Origin of the sequence: Nocardia sp. FDAARGOS_372, assembly GCF_002554515.1 — a bacterium.
In the GTDB taxonomy this organism is placed as follows: Bacteria; Actinomycetota; Actinomycetes; order Mycobacteriales; family Mycobacteriaceae; genus Nocardia; species Nocardia farcinica.
Window position 1 is genome coordinate 1,350,612 of record NZ_PDDW01000001.1, and the last position, 21,725, is coordinate 1,372,336.

Sequence of the window (21,725 nt, forward strand, 5' to 3'; positions counted from 1 at the left end):
GCGGCCCGGCTAGCTGGCGGGGATCAGCGTGTATTTCGTGGAGAGGAATTCGTGAATGCCCTCGAAGCCGCCCTCGCGGCCGACGCCGGACTGTTTGACGCCGCCGAAGGGGGCGGCGGCGTTGGAGACGACGCCGGCGTTGAGGCCCATCATGCCGGTCTCGAGCTTGTCGATCATGCGGTGGCCGCGGGCCAGGTCCCGGGTGTAGACGTAGGACACCAGGCCGTATTCGGTGTTGTTGGCCAGGCGCACCGCCTCGTCCTCGGTGGTGAAGGTGGCGATGGCCAGCACCGGGCCGAAGATCTCCTCGCGCAGGATCGCACTGCCCTCGGTGACGCCGGTGAGCACGGTGGGTCGGTAGAAGCTGCCCGGGCCGTCGATCCGTTCGCCGCCGGTGCGCACCACCGCGCCGCGGGCGGTGGCGTCGGTGACCAGTTCGTGGGCCTTGGCGACGGCGTCGTCATCGATGAGCGGGCCGATGGTGACGCCGTCCTCGGTGCCGCGGCCGATCTTCATGGCCGCGACCCGTTCGGTGACCCGCGCGGCGAACTCCTCGGCCACCTGTTCGTGCACGATGAACCGGTTGGCGGCCGTGCAGGCCTGGCCGATGTTGCGGAACTTGGCCGCCAGCGCGCCCTCGACGGCCTTGTCCAGGTCGGCGTCCTCGAACACCACGAACGGCGCGTTGCCGCCGAGCTCCATCGACACCCGCAGCACGTTGTCGGCGGCCTGGGCGATGAGCTGCCTGCCGACCTCCGTCGAGCCGGTGAAGGAGAGTTTGCGCAGCCGGGAGTCGGCGATGATCGGCGCCGACACCCGCCGCGAGGACGTGGATGTCACCACGTTCACCACGCCCGCGGGCAGCCCGGCCTCGGCGAGCAGACCGGTGAAGAACAGGGCGGTCAGCGGGGTGAGCTGGGGCGGCTTCACCACCACCGTGCAGCCCGCGGCCAGGGCGGGGGCGATCTTGCGGGTCGCCATCGCGAACGGGAAGTTCCAGGGCGTGATGAAGTAGCAGGGCCCGACCGGGCGCTGGGAGACGATCATCTGCCCGGTGCCCTCGGGATTGAGCCCGTAGCGGCCGTGGATGCGCACCGCCTCTTCGCTGAACCAGCGCAGGAACTCGCCACCGTAGGTGACCTCACCGCGCGCCTCGGCCAGCGGCTTGCCCATCTCCAGGGTCATCAGCAGCGCCAGGTCCTCGGCCCGCTCCTGCACGAGTTCCCAGGCGCGGCGCAGGATCTCGCCGCGAGTGCGCGGAGCGGTGGCCGCCCACGACTCCTGGGCGGCGACGGCGGCGTCGAGGGCGCGCACGGCGTCCTCTGCGGTGGCGTCGGCGACCTCGCGCACGATCTCGCCGGTGGCGGGATCGTGCACCGCGAAGGTGGCGCCGCCGGTGGCGTCGACCCATTCGCCGCCGATGAACAATTGGTGCGGCGCGGTGGCAAGCAGCGCGCCCTCGCGATCGGTCACGACATCACTCCTGGTGGGTTGTCTGGGAAACGGCCCGGGCGGCTCAGTAGGAGGCGCCCGGTGAGCCGTCCGTGCTGGGGATGAAGGTCTGCGCCAGCTGTTCCGAACCGCGCGCCAGCAACGCGACGTCGGCGCCGACGAGGATGAAGCGGGCACCCGCCGCCGCGTACTCACGGGCGGCGGCGGGGTCGAAGGCGTTGACGCCGACGGGTTTTCCCGCGGCGGTGATGCCTTCGAAGGCCCGCTTCACGGCGGCCACCACGTCGGGATGGGTCTGCTGCCCGATCAGTCCCATCGAGGCGGCCAGGTCGCTCGGGCCCACGAAAACCCCGTCCACGCCGGGGGTTTCGGCGATGGCGCGGGCGTTCTCGACGCCCTGGGCGGTTTCGATCTGCACGAACAGCGACACATGTTCGGCGTCGTCGCGCAGATAGCCCTCGACCCGGTTCCAGCGGGCCGAGCGGGCCAGGGCGCTGCCGACCCCGCGCCTGCCGACCGGGGGATACCTGGTCATCGCGGCGACGTCGGCGGCTTGCTCCGGTGTCGAGATCATCGGCACCAGGATGTTCTGGGCGCCCAGGTCGAGCACCTGTTTGACGATCACCGTCTCGCCCTCGGGCACCCGCACCACCGGCGCCGACGGGTAGCCGGACACCGCGTAGAGCTGGGCCAGTACCGATTCCAGCCCGTTGGGCGCGTGCTCCATGTCGATGAGCAGCCAGTCCAGGCCTGCCCCGGCCATGATCTCGGCGACGACGGGGGAGCCCGAGCAGATCCAGCCGCCGTAGAGGGTGCGGTCGGCGGCGGCCAGGCGATCGCGGAAGGTCGGGGTCAGACGAAGCGGCATGAGATCGTTCCCAACGGTCCGTAGTCGGCGAGCACGGTGTCACCCGGCTCGACCCACATGGGGCGGGTGAAGGAGCCGGCCAGCACGATCTCCCCGGCCTCGAGCCGGTCGCCGTGCTGGTGCAGCTTGTTCGCCAGCCACGCCACCCCGGTGGCCGGATGGTTGAGCACCGCGGCGGCGACACCGGACTCCTCGATGGTCTCGTTGCGGTAGAGCAACGCCGAGACCCAGCGCAGATCGACCTCGCCGGGCCGCACCGGGTTGCCGCCGTAGACCAGCCCGGCGAACGCGGCGTTGTCGCTGATGGTGTCGACGATGGTGCGTCCGGCCAGCTCGATGCGCGAGGACAGGATCTCCAGCGCGGGCACCACGTACTCGGTGGCGCGCAGGACGTCGAACACCGTCACGTCCGGGCCGGTCAACGGCTCGGCGAGGACGAAGGCGAGCTCCACCTCGATGCGCACGTTGGAGAACTGCCCGTGCTCGATCACCGACCCGTTGTCGAACACCGCGTCGGCGAAGATGGCGCCGTAGTCGGGCTCGGTGATGCCGGTCGCGGCCTGCATCACCTTGCTGGTGAGCCCGATCTTGCGGCCCACCAGTTTTCGGCCCGCGGCGATCCCGCGGCGGCGCCACTCGTTCTGCACCGCGTAGGAATCCTCGATCGTCATGCCGGGGTGCCGTGCGGTGAGCAGCGGCACCGTGGTGCGGTCGCGTTCGGCCGCCGCCAGCTCGTCGGCGATCGCGGTGATGGTGTCGGCGTCCAGCGCCATCGGATGTCCTTTCCCCTGCTAGAGCTGGTGGCCCAGCTTGTATTCGCCCTTCTTCCACTCGGGCAGGTCGTCCTGGCCCTGCTCCCGGGTGTAGGAGAAGCCGTCGGCGCCGATGGTGACCTCGAGTTCACTGGATTCCTTGCGCGCCACCGCCGGCTGCGGGTTGCCGTCGAGGTCGAGCACCAGCGAGGCGTCGGTGTACCAGGACGGCACCACGGGGGTGCCCCACCAGTCGCGGCGCTGGTTGTCGTGCACGTCCCAGGTGACCACGGGGTTGTCGGGGTCGCCGGTGTAGTAGTCCTGGGTGTAGATCTCGATGCGGTGGCCGTCGGGGTCGCGCAGGTACAGGTAGAAGGCGTTGGAGACGCCGTGGCGGCCGGGGCCGCGCTCGATGCGGTCCGACAGGCGCAGCGCACCGAGCTTGTCGCAGATCGCCAGGATGTTGTGCTTCTCGTGGGTGGAGAAGGCGACGTGGTGCAGGCGCGGGCCGTCGCCGCCGGTCGCGGCGGTGTCGTGCACGGTCGGCTTGCGCCGCATCCAGGCCGCGTAGGTGGTGCCCTCCTGGTCCTGGATGTCCTCGGTGACCCGGAAACCCAGGTCCTGGTAGTGCTTCACCGCGCGCGGCACGTCGGGGGTCACCTGGTTGAAGTGGTCGAGGCGGACCAGCGCGCCGGGAGTGTAGAGGTCGTAGCGCCAGGCCAGCCGCTCCACGTGGGTGGTGTCGTGGAAGAACTCGTAGGGGAAGCCCAGCGGGTCCTCCACCCGTACCGAATCGCCGATGCCCTTGGTGAAGCCCTCCGCGCGGCGCTCCACCCGGCAGCCGAGTTCGGTGTAGAAGGCCACCGCCTTGTCCAGGTCCTCGGGGCTGCGCACCCGGTAGGACAGCGCGGCCAGCGCCGCGACCGGGCCGCGCCGCAGCACCAGGTTGTGGTGGATGAACTCCTCGAGGGTGCGCAGGTAGATCGCGTCCTCGTCCTCGGCGGTGACGGTCAGGCCGAGCACGTCGACGTAGAACTCGCGGGAGGCGGCCAGATCGGTGACGACGAGTTCGGCGTAGGCGACGCGCAGGATGTCCGGCGGCGGCGCGGCCGGGGTGGGCACCGGGTTCGCCGCGGCGATGGGGGCTTCCTGGCTGACGTAGAAGCCGGAGGAGGTGAGAGTGCGTTCGCTCATCGTTGCTGCCTTGCTGTGCGGTGGTCGGGACGTGCGGTCACTTGCCGAAGGTGGGGTTGTGCACATTGCCGAGGGTGATGTGCACGGCCTGCTGGTCGGTGTAGAAGTCGATCGAGCGGTAGCCGCCCTCGTGGCCGAGGCCGGAGGCCTTCACGCCGCCGAACGGGGTGCGCAGGTCGCGCACGTTGTTCGAGTTGAGCCAGACCATGCCCGCCTCCACCGCCTGCGAGAAGTTGTGCGCGCGCTTGAGGTCGTTGGTCCAGATGTAGGCCGCCAGACCGTATTTCACGCCGTTGGCCAGTTCGAGCGCCTCCTCCTCGGTGTCGAAGGGGGTGATGGCCACGACCGGGCCGAAGATCTCCTCCTGGAAGATCCTGGCGTCGGGCTTGACGTCGGCGAACACGGTGGGGCGCACGAAGTTGCCGGTCGGGAACTCCGCGGGCCGGTCGCCGCCGGCCACCAGCCGCGCCTCGCTCTTGCCGATCTCGATGTACTCGGTGACCTTGGCGTAGTGCTCGGGGTGCACCAGCGCGCCGACCTCGGTGGCCGGATCGTGCGGGTAGCCGACCTTCACCCGCTCGGCCTGGGCGGCGTAGCGCTCGACGAACTCGTCGTAGATCTCGCGCTGCACCAGGATGCGGCTGCCCGCGGTGCAGCGTTCCCCGTTGAGGGAGAAGACGCCGAAGATGGTGGCGTCGATGGCGGCGTCGAGATCCGCGTCGGCGAATACCACCGCGGGGGACTTGCCGCCCAGCTCCATCGACAGGCCCTTGAGGTGGGGCGCGGCGTTGGCGAAGATGATCTGGCCGGTGCGGCTCTCGCCGGTGAACGAGATCAGCGGCACCTCGGGGTGTTTCACCAGCGCGTCGCCCGCCTCCTCGCCGAGGCCGTTGACGAGGTTGAACACGCCCTGCGGCAGGCCCGCCTCCTCGAAGATGCCCGCCCACAGCGAGGCCGACAGCGGGGTGAACTCCGCGGGCTTGAGCACCACGGTGTTGCCGGTGGCCAAGGCGGGGGCCAGCTTCCAGCTCTCCAGCATGAACGGGGTGTTCCACGGCGTGATCAGGCCCGCGACGCCGATCGGCTTGCGGTTGACGTAGTTGATCTGGCGGCCGGGCACCTTGTAGGTGTCGTCGGACTGGGCCACGATCAGGTCGGCGAAGAACCGGAAGTTCTCCGCGGCGCGGCGGGCCTGGCCCAGCGCCTGGGTGATGGGCAGCCCGGAGTCGAAGCTCTCCAGTTCGGCCAGCCGGGCGTCGCGCGACTCGACCAGGTCGGCGATGCGGTGCAGCACCCGGGAACGCTCGCGCGGCAGCAGCTTCGGCCACGGGCCCTCGGTGAAGGCCTTGCGGGCGGCGGCGACAGCGCGATCGATGTCGGCCTTCTTGCCCGCCGCGGCCTGCACATAGGTCTCGTTGGTGACCGGGTCGAGCACGTCGAAGGTGTCGCCGTCGACGGAGTCGACGAAGGCGCCATCGATGTAGTGCCGGATGCGGTCGGGCAACTCGGCGGGGACGTGGTGCCCTGCGCTGTCGGCCATGGGGTTCCTCCTGGGTGAGGTCGGGGAGTGGGTTCAGTCGGTGTCGCCGGTGCGGTGGGCACCGGCTTCGTACTGGCCGAGATAGGCGTTCATGGTGCGCCAGCGGTGCTGACGCGCGGCCATCTCGATCTCGAGTGGATCGGCTCGGCGGCGGATGAGGTCGAGGATGTGCTCGTGCTCGTCGACCGATTCGCGCGCCCGCTGCGGGACGAAGGCGAAGGACGAGGACCGCAGCCCGGACATGCGCGTCCAGCCGCGGTGTACCAGGTCGCGAATGTGCGGGTTCGGGCACGGCTCGAACAGCACGCTGTGGAACTGCTCGTTGATCCGGGTGAACAGGTGCGGGTCGAAGTCGTCGAGCAGCGCGCGCAGCCGGGCGTTCACCGCGGCGGCCCGGTCGAGATCGGCCTCGCTCAGGTGCGGCACCGCCAACGCGGTGGCCACCCCCTCCACCACGCCGAGAGTCTGCATGGTGTGCAGGTATTCGGCCTGATCGATCTGGGCGACCCGGGCGCCGACATTGCGTTCGAACTCGACCAGCCCCTCCGCCTCGAGCCGCCGGATGGCCTCACGCACCGGCACCACGCTCATGCCGAGGGATTCGGCGATCGAGCCGAGGACGAGCCGGTAACCCGGGACGAACCTGCGGTCGGCGATGCGGGCGTGGATCCACTCGTAGGCACGCTGGGATTTACTCTGCGTCTCGGTCTTGTTCGGGGTCTCGGTCTTGCTCGGGGTCTCGGTCTTGCTGTGCGTCTCGGTCACAGCGACCACCGAATCATTGCTCGGCACCTCGGCGCACCTCCTCGTAGCGGGCTCGCCACTGCGCGTTCATCGGGAACAGCCCGTCGACGGGATGACCGGCGGCGACCTGCTCGGCGACCCAGGCATCCTCGGTCTCCTGCGCCAGCGCCGCGTCGGCGACCTCCTCGGCGATGTCGGCCGGGATGACGATGACGCCGTCGTCGTCGCCGACGATCACGTCACCGGGCAGCACGGTGGCGCCGCCGCAGGCGACCGCGACGTCGACCTCCCACGGGACGTGCTTGCGCCCGAGCACCGCCGGGTGCGGGCCCTGGCTGAACACCGGGACGCCGATCTCGGCGACGGCCGCGTAGTCGCGCACACCGCCGTCGGTGACGATGCCCGCCGCGCCGCGTGCCTTGGCGCGCAGGGCGAGCACGTCGCCGAGGGTGCCCGAGCCGCGTTCGCCGCGGGCCTCGATGACGATCACCTCGCCCGGCGCGACCGCGTCGAAGGCACGCTTCTGCGCGTTGTAGCCGCCGCCGTGACTGCGGAACAGGTCTTCCCGATTCGGCACGAAGCGCAGGGTTTTCGCGGTGCCGACGAGCTTGGTGCCCGGGCGCATGGCGTGCACGCCGTCGATGGCGACGTTGTTCAGGCCGCGCTTGCGCAGCGCCTGCGACAGGCCGGCGACCGGTGCGGCCATGAGCTTCTCGCGGAGTTCGGGGGACAGGCCGGTCGTCTGCTCGGGCAGGCCCGCGGCGGCACGCGATCCCCACGCCTCCTCGCGCTGGCGATCGTCCACCGCGGGCAGCGAGCCCAGCGCGGGATCGAAATCGCCGCGGCCCTCGACGACCTCGGTCACCAGCCGTCCGCTCGTCGGCGCGCCCGCGGTGGTCGGGGCGTCCACCTCCACCTCGATCACGTCGCCGGGCCGCGCGACCGACGATCCGGCCGGGGTACCGGTCAGGATCACGTCACCCGGTTCGAGGGTCAGATGCTGGGACAGGTCGGCGACGAACTGCGCGAGCGGGAAGATCATCCCGGCGGTGGTGTCGTCCTGCACCAATTCGCCGTTGCGCCAGGTCCGTACGCGCAGGGCGGCCGGGTCGACCGTGCGGGCGTCGATCAGGCGCGGCCCGAGCGGGGTGTAGCCGTCGCGGCCCTTGTTGCGCACATTGGAGCCCTTGTCCGCGGCGCGCAGGTCGTAGAGGCCCCAGTCGTTGGCGGCGGTCACCCAGGCGACGTGCGACCAGGCGTCGGCCAGCGCGACGTGCCGCGCCGGCGTGCCGATCACCAGGGCGACCTCACCTTCGAAGGCCAGCAACTCGGTGCCCGCGGGCCGCTCGATCGTGGCGCCGGACTCGGCGAGCGAGCTGGCGGGCTTGAAGAAGTAGGACGGCGCGGCGGGGGTGCGGCCGCGCTGTGTGGCGCGCGACGCATAGCTGAGGTGGACCGCGATGATCTTGCCCGGCACCGACGGCAGCCCTGCGACCAGGTGATTCGCGCTCGGCGCGGTCATTTCAGCTCCTTCGCCCGTTGTCATATCTCAAATCATATACGATCATTCAGGCTTCGCAAGGTCGCTTCGAGACCCACCTCACAGCGACGTCACAAAGGAGTGCGCATGTCCTCGGTTCTTCCCCAGGCCACCGACGTCGACCGCAGGCGGGTGGCACTGGCCACCGTCGTCGGTACGGCGGTGGAGTGGTACGACTACTTCGTCTATGCCGCGGCCGCCGGCCTCGTGTTCGGCACGTTGTTCTTCGAACCCGCCGGTCCCGGCTTCGGCACCATCCTGTCCTTCCTCACGGTCGGCATCAGCTTCCTGTTCCGGCCGTTGGGGGCGTTCCTCGCCGGGCACTTCGGCGACAAGGTCGGCCGCCGCCCGGTGCTGGTCACCACGCTGATCCTGATGGGCACCGCCACCGCCCTGATCGGCTTGCTGCCCACCTATGAGGCCATCGGTATCGGCGCACCGCTGCTGCTGGTGCTGCTGCGCGTGCTGCAGGGCGTCTCGGCCGGTGGCGAGTGGGGCGGTGCGGTGCTGATGGCCGTCGAGCACGCGCCACGACACCGGCGCGGTCTGTTCGGCGCGATGCCCCAGATCGGTGTGCCCATAGGGCTGCTGCTGGCCAGCGCCATGATGGCGAGCATGGACGCGCTGTTTCCCGGTGAGGCGTTCCTGGACTGGGGCTGGCGCATCCCGTTCCTGTTCTCGGTGGTGCTGATCGCGGTCGGCGCCTGGGTGCGCAGGCGGGTCGAGGAGAGCCCGGTGTTCGCCGAGATCGCCGAGCGCAAGGAGCAGACCAAGGCTCCGGTGGTCGACCTGTTCGCCCGCTTCACCCCGCTGGTGCTGCTCTCGGCGCTGGTCTTCGCGGGCAACTCCACCGTCGGGTACATGACCACCGGCGGCTACATCCAGGGCTACGCCACCAACGCCGAGGGCCTGGCGCTCGACCGCGGTCCCGTGCTGTGGGCCGTGACGGCCTCGTCGGTGAGCTGGCTGCTGGCCACCTTCGCCGCGGGCTGGATCTCCGACGCCATCGGCCGCCGCGCCACCTACATCATCGGCTGGTGCCTGCAGGGTGTGTTCGTACTGACGCTGTTCCCGCTGGTCAACACCGGTGAGGTGGTGCTGCTCGGCGCCGGTCTGGTGCTGCTGACGCTCGGCCTCGGGTTCACCTACGGCGCCCAATCGGCCTGGTACACCGAACTTTTCCCGGCCTCGGTGCGGTTCTCCGGCGTGTCGATCTCGTACGCGATCGGCTCGATCGTCGGCGGCGCCTTCGCGCCCACCATCGCCCAGTGGATCCAGCAGTCGACCGGCTCCTCGGCCAATGTCGCCTACTACCTGCTGGCGATGACCGGTGTCGGGCTGGTGGGCACGGTGCTGCTGCGCGATCGCAAGGGCATCGACCTGAGCCCGTCCAACGAAGCCCAGCAACAGACCGGCATCTACGCCTGGGAGAAGTGAGCCCGGGCGCACCCGACGCTTGTGTGAGAGCCGGGTCACCCCGTACCATCAGGTCACTCTATATAAGAATTCGCTGTTCTATTATCGAACACTCGCCCACCATGGAGTGAGGAGCACCCCGTGCAGTTCCATCACCACGGCTACGTGTCCGGTGACCCGCGCGTGCAGCCTGCCGCCGGCGTCGGCATCGACCGCCCCGCCGACCTCCCCGACGAGGTGGATGTGCTGATCGTCGGCGCGGGCCCGGCGGGCATGATCGCCGCGGCCCAGCTGGCGCAGTTCCCGACCATCAACGCCCGCATCATCGACCGCCGCCCCGGCCGGCTCGAGGTCGGGCAGGCCGACGGCATCCAGGCGCGCAGCGTGGAGACCTTCCAGGCGTTCGGGTTCGCCGAGCGGATCACCGCCGAGGCCTACCGCATCACCGAGATGGCGTTCTGGAAGCCCGACCCGCAGAACCCCAGCAATATCGTGCGCACCGCCCGCACCCCCGACGACGAGACCGGGATCAGCGAGTTCCCGCACCTCATCGTCAACCAGGCGCGCGTGCTCGACTACTTCGCCGAGGCCGCCCGCAACGCCCCGGCCCGGCTCGAGCCCGACTACGGGTACGAGTTCGTGACCCTCGAGGTCGCCGAGGAGGGGGAGCGTCCCGTCACGGTGACGTTGCGGCACAGCGCGGGGGAGCGCGCCGGTCAGGAGCGCATCGTCAAGGCCAAGTACGTGATCGGTTGCGACGGCGCGCGCAGCCGGGTGCGGGAGGCCATCGGCCGCCGGTTCATCGGCAACCAGGCCAACCACGCCTGGGGCGTGATGGACGTGCTCGCCGAGACCGACTTCCCCGACATCCGTCTCAAGTGCGCCATCCAGTCGCACGACGGCGGCAGCATCCTGCACATCCCGCGCGAGGGCAACTTCCTGTTCCGCATGTACGTCGACCTCGGCGAGGTGCCCGAGGGCGACAACGGCCGGATCCGCCAGACCAGCCAGGAGGAGGTGGAGGCCCGCGCCAACAAGATCCTGCACCCGTACACGCTGACGGTGAAGCACGTCGCCTGGCGCAGTGTCTACGAGGTCGGCCACCGGGTGACCGACAAGTTCGACGACGTGCCGCCCGAGCAGTGCGGCACCCGCACGCCGCGGGTGTTCATCACCGGCGACGCCTGCCACACCCACTCGGCCAAGGCCGGGCAGGGCATGAACGTCTCGATGCAGGACGGGTGGAACATCGCCTGGAAGGTCGCGCACGTGCTCGACGGCCGTGCGCCCGAAACGATCCTGGACACCTACTCGGCCGAGCGGCAGGTGATCGCGCAGAACCTGATCGACTTCGACCGGGAGTGGTCGACGCTGATGGCGACCCGGCCCGAGGAGATGGCCGACCCGAGCCAGCTCGAGGAGTTCTACGTCAAGACCGCGGAGTTCCCCGCCGGGTTCATGACGCAGTACGCGCCCTCCATGCTGGTCGCCGAGGCCAGGCACCAGGCGCTGGCGACCGGTTTCCCGGTCGGCAAGCGGTTCAAGTCGAACCTGGTCACCCGGGTCTGCGATGCCAATCCCAAGCATCTCGGCCACCACGCGCGGGCCGACGGCCGGTGGCGCATCTACGTTTTCGCCGACGCGCCCGCCGCGGGTGCGCCGTCGAAGACCACGGAGCTGGCCGAGTGGCTGGTCACCGCGCCGACCTCACCGCTGGTGGCCTACACCCCCGAGGGCGCCGACCTCGACGCCTGGTTCGACGTGAAGGTGATCTACCAGCAGGACCACACCGGCGTCGACCTGGGCGCGGTACCCGCGGTGTTCCTGCCGAAGGTCGGGCCGTTCCAGGTCACCGACTACGAGAAGGTCTACGCCGCCGACCCGGCCGACGACATCTTCACCGCGCGCGGCATCTCGCGGGACGGCGCGATCGTGGTGGTGCGCCCGGACCAGTACGTCGCCGACGTGCTGCCGCTGGACGCCACCGACGAACTGGCCGCCTTCTTCGACGGGGTGTTCGTCAAGCGGCTGAGCACCGTCTGAGCGGGTCAGCGCCCGTAGGCGGCAGCGGAGCGTGACCACGGAGGGCGCCCCGCTCAGACGAGATCGGACACCGTCTGAGCGGGTCAGCGCCCGTAGGCGGCGGCCTCACCCTCCCAGTGCCCTGACGACCGCTGCCGCCGCGGTCGTCAGACGCTGGGCGATCTCGTCTTCGGGGCGGGGGAGTGACACATGGATGACAGCGATCGAGGCGGCGGGCTGTCCCGGCGCGATGAGGGGCACCGCCACCGAGCGCAGCGAGGGCACCACCTCGTCGTGGCTCACCGCGTAACCGCGCGCCCGGCTCGCGGTGAGTTCGTCGCGCAGGTCGTCGGGCCAGGTGTCCTGCGGCAGCTCCAGCAGGATCGCCTTGCCCGGTCCGCCGCGGGTGAGCGGATGGCGGTGGCCGGGCCGGTAGGCGACCGCGACGCTCTGTTCGGGCGCCGCGCTGGTGAGGGTCACCGCCTCGTCGCCGTCGAGCCGTACGGCGAGCAGGCAGGTCATGCCCAGTTCGTTGGCGACGGCTTTGAGTTCGGGCAGCGCGGCGGCCTGCAGATCCCGGTCGACGCCGGCGGCGAGGGCGGCCAGTCCCGCCCCGAGGACGAGGCGACCGGCCGGATCGCGGGCGATCAGGCCGTGGTCTTCCAGGGTGCGCAGCAGTCGGTAGGCGACCGAGCGGTGCACGCCGAGCGCCTCGGCGAGTTCGTCGATGCTCATCGCCCGGCCCGCGGCGGCGAGGATCTCGAGCAGCCGGATACCGCGGCTGAGGGTTTGCGATCCGGCGGAGGATCCTGGTTTCTCGGGCACCCGGGCCGTACCTTTCTCTACGTTGCGCGCAATCGTGCACTCGCTGCCGAACTCGATAGTAGAATACTGAGTTCACTATTCGATCACGCGGCGCGCCAAGCACTTTCATCCGAGGAGGTGGAGGATGACCGTCGGCGACCTGGCCCCGCTGCGGCACGACTGCGGACCCGATGACTCCCTGCTGGCCTGGCGCGTCCAGGTGACGGACTTCTTCCCGCCGCTGGCGATCGAACCGCTCGGTGCGCGATTCACCGGCTCGATCAGCGGTGCGCGCAGCCGGGAATTGCAGGTCACCGAGATCGTCGGGAGCGCACATCACGTCGCCCGGCGTCCCGCGGGGCATCGGACCTCCGACGGGGAGTACTTCAAGCTCAACGTCCAGCTCGACGGGCACGGCTTCGTCCGGCAGGCCGGGAACGAGACGCGCCTCGCGCCGGGATCGATCGCGATCTACGACTTCGCCCAGCCCTACGACCTCGTCTTCGACGGCGACAGCCGGTTCCTGGTGGCGCTGTTCCCCAAGGACGCGCTCGGCCTGCCGGACGCGCTGGCCGCCGACCTGATGGCCGCGCCGCTGGCCGCCGACGACGGGACCGCGCCGCTGGTGTCGTCGTATCTGCGCAGCCTCGCCGAGAACCTCGGGCTGCTCGCCGGTCCGTCGGGGGCGAAGGTGAGCAGGGTGTTCCTCGATCTGGTCACCACCTTCCTCGGTGAGCAGCTGAACCGACGGATCGGCTCGGCGCGCGCCGACCTCGGCACCCTGACCATGACGATCCTGCGCTACATCGACGATCACCTCGCCGACCCGGACCTGGACCCCGCGCGCCTGGCCGAGGCGCACCACATCTCGGTGCGCTACCTGCACAAACTGTTCGAACCGACCGGGGTGAGCGTGGGCCAGTGGATCCGGCAGCGCAGGCTCGAGCACGCTCGCGCCGAACTCACCGGCCGCGCCGATCTGGCCGTGGCCGAGGTGGCGCACCGGTCCGGATTCGTCGATCCGGGCTATTTCGGCCGGGTGTTCAAGCAGGCCTACGGGATGACGCCGGGGCAGTGGCGCGCCAATCGTGCGCTCTCGTCATATACCAGTGCGCGATAGTCACATCCGGTCGAGTGTGACCCAGGGCATGCTCTCCAGACACCCCCTCGGTCACGGGGGAGGGCGCAACGAAGGAGACCCTGATGCCTGACGTCCAGACCGCCGACGATGCCCTGCTCGCCCGGGTGCAGGCCGATGCCGCCACCGGCCGCGCGATTCCCGACGCCGCCACCGGCGTGACCATCGGCTACGCCCCCGAGCAGACCGTCGCCGATGTCGACGCCGCCGTCGCCAGGGCGAAGGCCGCGCAGCCCGCGTGGGAAGCCCTCGGCCACGAGGAGCGCAGCAAACTCATGCTCGCCGCCGCCGACGCCATCGACGCCAACGCCGAGGCACTGGCTCGCCTGCTCTCCCGCGAGCAGGGCAAGCCCCTCGACGGCCCGAACGCCCGCTTCGAGGTCGGCGGTTGCTCGGCCTGGCTGCGCGAGGCCGCGACCGCGGTGCTCGAGCCGCAGCTGCTCGTCGACGACGAGACCGACCACGCGGTGCTGACCTATCGCGCGCTCGGCGTGGTCGGCGCGATCGGCCCGTGGAACTGGCCGCTGATGATCGGTATCTGGCAGATCGCGCCGTCGCTGCGAATGGGCAATACCGTCGTGGTCAAGCCCAGCGAGTACACGCCGCTGAGTGTGCTGGCCCTGATCGACATCCTCAACGAGGTGCTGCCGCCCGACGTGGTGATCCCGGTGGTGTCCGGCGACCGCGAGGTCGGCGCCCGGCTGGCGAGCCACCCCGACATCGGCAAGGTGATGTTCACCGGTTCCACCGCGACCGGCCGCAAGATCGTCGAGGCCACCGGCGCCAACCTGGCCCGCCTGACCCTCGAGCTGGGCGGCAACGACGCGGGCATCGTGCTGCCCGACGTCGACCCGGCGGCCATCGCCGAGGGCCTGTTCTGGGGCGCGTTCATCAACACCGGCCAGACCTGCGCCGCGCTCAAGCGTCTCTACGTGCACGAATCGGTGTACGAGGCCGTCATCGACGCGCTGGCCACGGTGGCCGAGCAGATGCCGATGGGTTACGGCCTCGACGAGGGCACCGTGCTGGGCCCGCTGCAGAACGCCAAGCAGTTCCAGATCGTCAAGCGGCTGGTCGACGACGCGAAGGCGCGCGGCGGCCGGGTCGTGGTCGGCGGCGAGCCCGCACCGGAACTGGGCGCCAACTTCTTCCGCACCACGATCATCGCCGATCTCACCGACGGTGTCCCGCTGGTGGACGAGGAGCAGTTCGGTCCCGCGCTGCCGGTCATCAAGTACAGCGACCTCGACGAGGCCATCGCCAGCGCCAACCGGCTCGACGTCGGACTCGGCGCGTCGGTGTGGTCCTCGGACCGCGCGGCGGCCCTGGCGGTCGCCGAACGGCTGCGCGCGGGCACGGTGTGGATCAACAAGCACGGCGTGCTGCATCCGCAGGTGCCCTTCGGCGGCGTGAAGAGCTCCGGCTACGGCCTCGAGTTCGGCGTCGAGGGCCTGAAGTCGGTGGCCGAGCCGCGGGTGATCAGCGGCTGAGGCGTCGGGCGAGGAAGTTCGGACGATGACAACGACGTCAGTGATCGTGGTCGGAGCCGGGTCGGCCGGCTCCGTGGTGGCGCGCCGCCTCGTGGACGCGGGCGTGCGCGTCACCCTGCTCGAGGCCGGCGGCGAGGACACCAACCCGGCCATCCACGACCTGTCCCGGATGGGCGAGTTGTGGCACAGCCCCGACGACTGGGACTACTACACGGTCCCGCAGCGCGGCGCGGCCGGACGCAGGCTGCACCTGCCGCGCGGCAAGGTGCTCGGTGGCTCGCACGCCCTCAACGCCACCATCTGGGTGCGCGGCGCCCCGGCCGACTACGACCACTGGGCCGAGGTCGCGGGCCCGGACTGGGCGTGGGAGAACGTGCTGCCGGTCTACCGGGCCATCGAGGACTTCTCCGGCGGCGCGTCGGAATACCACGGTGCGGGCGGTCCGCTGCCGGTGGACAACGACTACCCGCTCGACCCGATCCACCGGTCGATCGTGGCCGCCGCGGTACAGGCGGGCATTCCGTTCAACCCCGACTACAACGGCGCGAGCCTGGAGGGAATCTCCAAGGAGCAGATCAACGTTCGCGACGGCGAGCGGGTCAACACCTGGAAGGCCTACCTCGCGCCGGTGCGCGACCGGCTGACCATCCGCACCGGCGCGCACGTGCACTCGGTGATCATCGAGGACGGCCGCGCGATCGGCGTGCGCTATCGCCACGACGGTCAGGACGCCGAGGCGTGGGCCGACGAAGTGGTGCTGGCCGCGGGCGCGCTCGACAGCCCGCAGGTGTTGCTGCGCAGCGGAATCGGGCCCGCCGCCGACCTCGAGGCGCTCGGGATCGAGGTGGTACACGACGCCCCGCAGGTGGGCAAGAACCTGCACGACCACCTGCTGGTGCCGGTGATCGTGCGGACCCGACGGCCGATCCCGCCGCCGCGCACCGGCGTCTCGGTGACCCAGACGCACCTGTTCGCCAGGAGCCGCCCCGATCTGGCCGTACCCGACACCCAACCGCTGTTCTTCGCGGTGCCGATGTACAGCGAGGGCATGACGCCGATCGAGGGCAGCGCGTTCACCCTGCACTCGGGCATCGTCACCCCGGCCAGCCGGGGCTCGGTCACCCTGACCGGTCCGAAGCTCGACGATCCGGCGAACATCGACCTGGGTGCGCTCGAGCATCCGGACGACCTCGCCGCCCTCCTGTTCACCGTGCGCCAGTGCCGCGAGATCGCGGCCCAGCCCGTGCTTGCCGAGGAATGGGGCGCCGAGGAGGTCTACCCGGGTCCGGCCGTGCGCAGCGATGCCGAGTTGGTCGACTACATCCGGCGCACCGTGGTCACCTATCACCACCAGGTCGGCACCTGCCGGATGGGCGCCGACGAGGCGGCCGTGGTCGATCCGCGGCTGCGCGTCAGGGGCGTGGACGGCCTGCGGGTCGTGGACGCCTCGATCATGCCGCGGGTCACCACCGGCAACACCAACGCGCCGTCGGTGCTGATCGGTGAGTTCGGCGCGCGGTACCTACTCGCCGATCTCGGGCTCGACCGGCCCGGATTCATCGAACCGTAACGCGGCGCCGACCGCCCGGAAACAGGGCGGCGGCACCGTTACTTCCTACAGACGTAGAGCCAAGGGCTCCCGTGTCGCCATATTTTCCAACACTTGTAGGACCAAAGAAGGAGTTGCCGATGCCGACCCTCACTCCCGTGCGGGTGGACCATCCCCTGGCGCTGCCGACCGCCGACGAGATCGCCGAGGTGCGGGCGATCGTCGACGGAGCCGGGCTGGTCACCGAGCACACCCGGTTCGTCTACGTCGGGCTTGCCGACCCCGACAAGTACGCCGTCTACGAGCGGCCCGGCGATCTCGACCGGCGGTTCCGCGTGCTGCTGCACGACACCCGCCGACCGAACGCGGTCGACCTGCTGGTCGGTCTCGGCACCCGGGAAGTGCTCGCGCAGCGCACCCTCGACGCCGTGGTCGATGGCCAACTGCCGGTTCTCGACGAGGAATTCGGCCTCGTCGAGGAAATCCTGGCCACCGACCCGGACTGGCTGCGGGCACTCGCCGACCGCGGCCTGGATGTCGCGCAGGTGCGCGTCGCCCCGCTGTCCGCGGGCGTGTTCGACTATGAGGGGGAACACGGCCGCCGGATCCTGCGCGGGCTGGCATTCCTGCAGGAACACGACAAGGACCACGCGTGGGCGCACCCCATCGACGGTTTGGTCGCCTTCGTCGACGTGATGACGCGAGAGGTGTTGCGCGTCATCGACACCGGGCCCGTCCCGGTGCCCGCCACCTCGGGCAACTACACCGATCCCGAGGTCGTCGGCCCGCTGCGCACCACGCAGAAGCCGATCGAGATCACCCAGCCGCAGGGTCCGAGCTTCACCGTGACGGGCAACCTGGTCGAGTGGGAGAAGTGGTCGCTGCGGGTCGGTTTCGACGCCCGCGAGGGACTGGTGCTGCACCAGATCGGCTTCCGCGACGGCGACCGGGTGCGTCCGATCATCCACCGCGCGGCGATCTCGGAGATGGTGGTGCCCTATGGCGATCCCTCGCCGATCCGCTCCTGGCAGAACTACTTCGACACCGGCGAGTACCTCGTCGGGCGCTACGCCAACGCCCTGGAACTGGGCTGCGACTGCGTCGGTGACATCACCTACTTCGACGCGGTGATCGCCGACGAGGCGGGTAACCCGCGCACCCTGCGCAACGCGATCTGCATGCACGAGGAAGACTTCGGCGTGCTGTGGAAGCACACCGACCTCTGGGCCGGCTCGCACGAGGTGCGCCGCCAGCGCCGGCTGGTGATCTCCTTCTTCACCACCATCGGCAACTACGACTACGGGTTCTTCTGGTACCTCTATCTCGACGGCACCATCGAATTCGAGGCCAAGGCCACCGGCATCCCGTTCACCTCCGCCTACCCCGGCCCCGAGCACCCGTACGCGAGCGAGATCGCGCCCGGTCTCGGCGCCCCCTACCATCAGCACCTGTTCAACGCCCGCCTGGACATGATGGTCGACGGGCACCGCAACCGCGTCGACGAGGTGGAGTCCCAGCGCGTGCCGATGGGGCCGGGCAACCCGCACGGCAACGCCTTCACCCTGCGCCGCACCACCCTCGCCAGCGAGGCGCAGGCGCAGCGGACGGCCGACAACCGGGCCGGGCGCACCTGGCACATCGTCAACCCCGAGGTCACCAACGCACTAGGCAATCCGGTGGGCTATGTGCTCTACCCGGAGGGACGCGAACCGTTGCTCGCCGACGACGAATCCTCCATCGCCGGCCGCGCGGCCTTCGCCACCAAGCACCTGTGGGTCACCCGCTACGCGCCCGACGAACTCTACGCCGCAGGCGATTTCGTCAACCAGCACCACGGCGGCGCCGGTCTGCCCAGTTACGTCGCCGGTGACCGGTCGCTGGACGGCGAGGACCTGGTGGTCTGGCACTCCTTCGGGCTCACCCATTTCCCGCGGCCGGAGGACTGGCCCATCATGCCCGTCGACTACGCGGGTTTCGTCCTCAAACCGCACGGGTTCTTCGACCGCAACCCCGCGCTCGACGTGCCCGTCACCACCGCCGCGCACTGCCACAGCTCCGGCGGCTGCCATGAGTGAGGGCGGCACCCAGGGGCTGCGCGGGTCGGTCGGCGTCATCGGCGTCGTCTTCCTCGTCGTCGCGGCGGCGGCGCCGCTCACCGCGGTCGGTGGCGCGCTACCGGTGATGATCGCGCTGGGCAACGGGGCGGGCTCGCCGACGGCCTTCCTCGTCGCCGCCGCGGTACTGCTGGTGTTCAGCGTCGGCTACGCGGCGATGAGCAGGCACATGGTGGACGCGGGCGCGTTCTACGCCTACGTCCGCGAGGGCATCGGCAACACCGTCGGGCTGGGCGCGGCGGGCCTGGCGCTGCTGGCCTACACCGCCATCCAGGCCGCGATCTACGGGCTGGCCTCGGCCACCCTGCACGATCTGGTGGTGCACTACGGCGGGCCCGACCTGCCGTGGTTCGTGTACGCGCTGGGATTGATCGCGGTGGTGGCCCTGCTGGGTTACCGCAACATCGAGCTCGGCGCGAAGGTGCTCGGCGTGCTGCTGGTGGTCGAGATCGGGATCATCCTGGTGTTCTCGGCCGCGGTGCTGCTGCGTGGCGGTGCGCACGGGGTCGACGCGGTGTCGTTCACCCCGTCGGCGTTCCTGGGCGGTTCACCCGGCATCGCGTTGATGTTCGCCATCGCCTCCTTCGTCGGCTTCGAGGCCACCGCCATCTACGGCGAGGAGGCCCGCGATCCGAAGCGGACCGTCCCGCTCTCGACCTACGCGGCGGTGCTGGTGATCGGTGTCGTGTACGCGATCGCGAGCTGGGCGATGGTGCTCGCATTCGGCAGCGGCGAGGTGGCGGGCGCGGCCGGGGCCGACCCGTCCGGCCTGGTCTTCACCGCCGCCGAGCGGTTCCTCGGCACCGCGGCCGTGGAGATCATGCGGGTCATGTTGGTGACCAGCCTGTTCGCCGCGCTGCTGGCCTTCCACAACGCGATCTCCCGCTACCTGTACGTGCTCGCCCGCGACGGACACGGACATCCGGCGCTGGGTCGCACGCACGCGAAACACGGTTCCCCGCACCGGGGTTCGATCGCCCAGACGATCTCGGCCGTGCTGGTGGTCGGCGCGTTCGCGGCGGCGGGCGCCGACCCGGTGCTCCAGCTGTTCACCTGGTTGTCCGGGTTGGCTACGGTGTCGGTGCTGTCGCTGATGGTGTTGACCAGCATCGCGGTGATCGTGTTCTTCCACCGCTCCGGGCTCGATCGGCGGGTGTGGCACACCAGGATCGCGCCCGCACTCGGCACGGTGGGCCTGCTCGCGGTGACCGCCACGGTGCTGGCGAACTTCACGACACTCGTCGGCGGGTCGACAGCCGCGGAGGTGCTCCTCACACTGGTGGTGGCGGTGTTCGTGGCGGGCGTGCTGGCCGCCCGGCTCCGCGCCCGGCCCGCACCGGTGGGCGAGCCGGTACCCGAGCCCGGCATCTGAGGAGGCGCGACGGTGACCGGAACGCTGCACACGGCATTGATGTGGCTCGGTGCGGTCGTGGCGCTGGTCCCCGTCGCGCTCACCGTCCGGGACGGGTTGCCCGCACCGCGAATCCTGTTGGCGCACACCGGGATGGCCGCGTGCATGGCCCTGCTGGCGGTGGGGGCGGGGTCCGGCTGGGCGGAGCTTGGCGCCGCCGCGCTGGCGGCCGGTTGCGCGCTCCTGGCCACCCCGGCCTGCCGCTCCGAGCCGGGCGCGGCACACTGTGTCATCGACCTGCTGGCGATGACGTGGCTGGTGCTGGCCGCCGCACCCGCCGCCGCGGGCGCGGCCGACCTCGCCGGGGGCGGGCACCGGCACGGCGGGGGAGCGGGCAATGCCACTGTGCTGGACGCACTTCCGCTGGTGATCTGGGTCGGTGCGGCATACCTGGCGGCGCGCTCGACCGCGCACGCCGGGCCCGGCCGCCGGCGCGTCCGGATCGGTTTCCTCGCCTCGCTGGCGATGGCCGCCACCATGACGCCGATGGTGCTGTGAGGCTCACTATGCTGGGCGGATGACCGCATCACGCCGCGCCGACCGGGCCTGACCATGCCCAAACTCGTCGACCACGCCGAGCGCAGGCAGGCGATCACCGCGGCGGTCTGGCGGCTCATCGCCGACCGCGGCCTCGAAGCCCTCAACATGCGCGACATCGCCGCCGAGGCCGGTTACGCCAACGGTTCGCTCAAGCACTATTTCAAGGGCAAGGACGACCTGCTGCGCTTCGCCTATCAGCACGTCTTCGACGCGACCAACCGCCGCGTCGCCGCCGCACTCGGCGAGGCCACCGGCCTGGCCGCGATCCGGCTGTTCTGCCGGGAAGTCCTGCCGGTGACGGCGGAGACGTTGCAGGAGGCCCGCATCGCGATCGCCCTGTGGCAGCGTGCCGTCTACGACGAACCCCTCGGCGCGGTGAACGAACGCGCCCTGGCCGACTGGCGCGAGCGCCTCATCGATTTCCTCGACCAGGCCCGCGATGCGGGCGAGATCACCGACGTGGACACCGTCGTCGTCGCCGACCAGATCCTCACGCTGCTCATGGGCGCCCAGATCACCGGCGTCCTCACGCCCGCGACCGCCACCCCCGACCGCCAACTCGAACTCCTCGAAGCCCTCCTCGACCGCATCCGGACGTGAGGGATGCGCGAACCCCGGCACGCGCCGAGCCGGGATTCCGGCCGCGCCCGGGCTTCACCGAGGTCTGGCGAACGCCAGGAGCCGCGCGGTGGTGTGCTGGCGGATTTCGCCGTGCTGGTTGAGGGTGTCGTAGGTCGCGGTGATGAAGCCCCGGGAGGGATCGGATCTGGACGTGCGGACGTCGGTGACTTCCAGCTCGACGTGCAGCCGGTCCCCGGGACGGGTGGGGGTGGGCCAGGTCAGGTCGATGGACGCGCCGATGATGCCGGTGGCCAACGGCAGCCCGGTGGTGACCAGCAGTCGCATGGTGATCGACGCGGTCTGCCATCCGCTGGCCGCGAGTCCGCGGAAGAAGGTGTCCTGCGCGGTGTCGTCACCCAGGTGGAAGGGCTGGGGGTCCCACGCGGTGGCGAAGTCGATGATCGCGTCGGTGGTGAGGTCGTAGGTGTCGGTGCGGAATCGGTCACCGATGGTGATGTCGTCGAGCCACAGCGCGGTATCGGTCATGGTGCCTTCCTGGTGTCACGGCATCGGGTGATTTCGGCCGAATC

18 protein-coding genes are annotated in these 21,725 nt (G+C 70.3%); 9 read left to right on the forward strand and 9 right to left on the reverse strand.

Annotated elements, in window-relative coordinates:
• Positions 1-9: 9 nt before the first annotated feature.
• Genes CRM89_RS06800 through CRM89_RS06830 form a run of 7 tightly spaced genes read right to left on the reverse strand, consistent with a single transcriptional unit; the run spans position 10 to position 8,072 of the window.
• Positions 10-1,473 (reverse strand): NAD-dependent succinate-semialdehyde dehydrogenase, encoded by a 1,464-nt coding sequence (locus CRM89_RS06800; protein ID WP_098083512.1) that lies wholly within the window; start codon positions 1,471-1,473, stop codon positions 10-12.
• 43 nt (positions 1,474-1,516) lie between these two features.
• Positions 1,517-2,320, reverse strand: a complete 804-nt coding sequence (locus CRM89_RS06805) for an HpcH/HpaI aldolase/citrate lyase family protein (protein ID WP_098083513.1) — start codon at positions 2,318-2,320, stop codon at positions 1,517-1,519.
• On the reverse strand, positions 2,305-3,093 hold the full coding sequence (gene hpaH / locus CRM89_RS06810) for a 2-oxo-hept-4-ene-1,7-dioate hydratase (protein WP_011209307.1): 789 nt from the start codon (positions 3,091-3,093) through the stop codon (positions 2,305-2,307). Before hpaH ends, CRM89_RS06805 begins: the two co-directional genes overlap by 16 nt.
• Positions 3,094-3,111: 18 nt before the next feature.
• Complete coding sequence (gene hpaD / locus CRM89_RS06815; protein WP_098083514.1) at positions 3,112-4,266, reverse strand: 3,4-dihydroxyphenylacetate 2,3-dioxygenase; 1,155 nt, start codon at positions 4,264-4,266, stop codon at positions 3,112-3,114.
• Positions 4,267-4,303: 37 nt separating this feature from the next.
• Positions 4,304-5,806: a 5-carboxymethyl-2-hydroxymuconate semialdehyde dehydrogenase gene (hpaE, locus tag CRM89_RS06820; protein ID WP_098083515.1), complete on the reverse strand. Its 1,503-nt coding sequence runs from the start codon at positions 5,804-5,806 to the stop codon at positions 4,304-4,306.
• 33 nt (positions 5,807-5,839) lie between these two features.
• Positions 5,840-6,571 (reverse strand): GntR family transcriptional regulator, encoded by a 732-nt coding sequence (locus CRM89_RS06825; protein ID WP_098083516.1) that lies wholly within the window; start codon positions 6,569-6,571, stop codon positions 5,840-5,842.
• Between the two features lie 13 nt (positions 6,572-6,584).
• Positions 6,585-8,072, reverse strand: coding sequence for a fumarylacetoacetate hydrolase family protein (locus tag CRM89_RS06830; protein ID WP_098083517.1), 1,488 nt, complete (start codon positions 8,070-8,072; stop codon positions 6,585-6,587).
• A gap of 105 nt (positions 8,073-8,177) precedes the next feature.
• Here CRM89_RS06830 and CRM89_RS06835 point away from each other — a divergent pair, with 105 nt between their 5' ends.
• Together CRM89_RS06835 and CRM89_RS06840 are read left to right on the forward strand one after the other, a co-directional pair.
• Positions 8,178-9,527: an MFS transporter gene (locus CRM89_RS06835; RefSeq protein ID WP_060591208.1), complete on the forward strand. Its 1,350-nt coding sequence runs from the start codon at positions 8,178-8,180 to the stop codon at positions 9,525-9,527.
• 120 nt (positions 9,528-9,647) lie between these two features.
• The gene (locus CRM89_RS06840; protein ID WP_060591206.1) at positions 9,648-11,549 is read left to right on the forward strand and encodes an FAD-binding monooxygenase; all 1,902 of its coding nucleotides are present in this window, start codon (positions 9,648-9,650) and stop codon (positions 11,547-11,549) included.
• Positions 11,550-11,654: 105 nt separating this feature from the next.
• Here CRM89_RS06840 and CRM89_RS06845 read toward each other — a convergent pair whose 3' ends face one another.
• Positions 11,655-12,353: an IclR family transcriptional regulator gene (locus CRM89_RS06845; protein WP_060591204.1), complete on the reverse strand. Its 699-nt coding sequence runs from the start codon at positions 12,351-12,353 to the stop codon at positions 11,655-11,657.
• A gap of 124 nt (positions 12,354-12,477) precedes the next feature.
• Between CRM89_RS06845 and CRM89_RS06850 the strand changes: the two genes are divergently transcribed.
• From CRM89_RS06850 to CRM89_RS06880, 7 genes are all read left to right on the forward strand, one after another.
• Positions 12,478-13,452 (forward strand): helix-turn-helix domain-containing protein, encoded by a 975-nt coding sequence (locus tag CRM89_RS06850; protein WP_011209315.1) that lies wholly within the window; start codon positions 12,478-12,480, stop codon positions 13,450-13,452.
• A gap of 83 nt (positions 13,453-13,535) precedes the next feature.
• A complete protein-coding gene (locus tag CRM89_RS06855) occupies positions 13,536-14,960 on the forward strand; it encodes an aldehyde dehydrogenase family protein (protein WP_011209316.1) in 1,425 nt (474 codons plus the stop codon).
• 25 nt (positions 14,961-14,985) lie between these two features.
• Positions 14,986-16,530, forward strand: coding sequence for a GMC family oxidoreductase (locus CRM89_RS06860; protein ID WP_098083518.1), 1,545 nt, complete (start codon positions 14,986-14,988; stop codon positions 16,528-16,530).
• Between the two features lie 119 nt (positions 16,531-16,649).
• On the forward strand, positions 16,650-18,584 hold the full coding sequence (locus CRM89_RS06865; protein ID WP_098083519.1) for a primary-amine oxidase: 1,935 nt from the start codon (positions 16,650-16,652) through the stop codon (positions 18,582-18,584).
• Positions 18,577-19,995 (forward strand): APC family permease, encoded by a 1,419-nt coding sequence (locus CRM89_RS06870; protein WP_098083520.1) that lies wholly within the window; start codon positions 18,577-18,579, stop codon positions 19,993-19,995. The genes CRM89_RS06865 and CRM89_RS06870 overlap by 8 nt, the downstream gene beginning before the upstream one ends.
• Positions 19,996-20,007: 12 nt before the next feature.
• Positions 20,008-20,532: a hypothetical protein gene (locus CRM89_RS06875; RefSeq protein ID WP_127516086.1), complete on the forward strand. Its 525-nt coding sequence runs from the start codon at positions 20,008-20,010 to the stop codon at positions 20,530-20,532.
• A 54-nt stretch (positions 20,533-20,586) separates the two neighbouring features.
• Positions 20,587-21,174, forward strand: a complete 588-nt coding sequence (locus CRM89_RS06880) for a TetR/AcrR family transcriptional regulator (protein WP_011209321.1) — start codon at positions 20,587-20,589, stop codon at positions 21,172-21,174.
• A 54-nt stretch (positions 21,175-21,228) separates the two neighbouring features.
• Here CRM89_RS06880 and CRM89_RS06885 read toward each other — a convergent pair whose 3' ends face one another.
• A complete protein-coding gene (locus CRM89_RS06885) occupies positions 21,229-21,681 on the reverse strand; it encodes a MaoC family dehydratase (RefSeq protein WP_086843029.1) in 453 nt (150 codons plus the stop codon).
• Positions 21,682-21,725 lie beyond the last annotated feature (44 nt).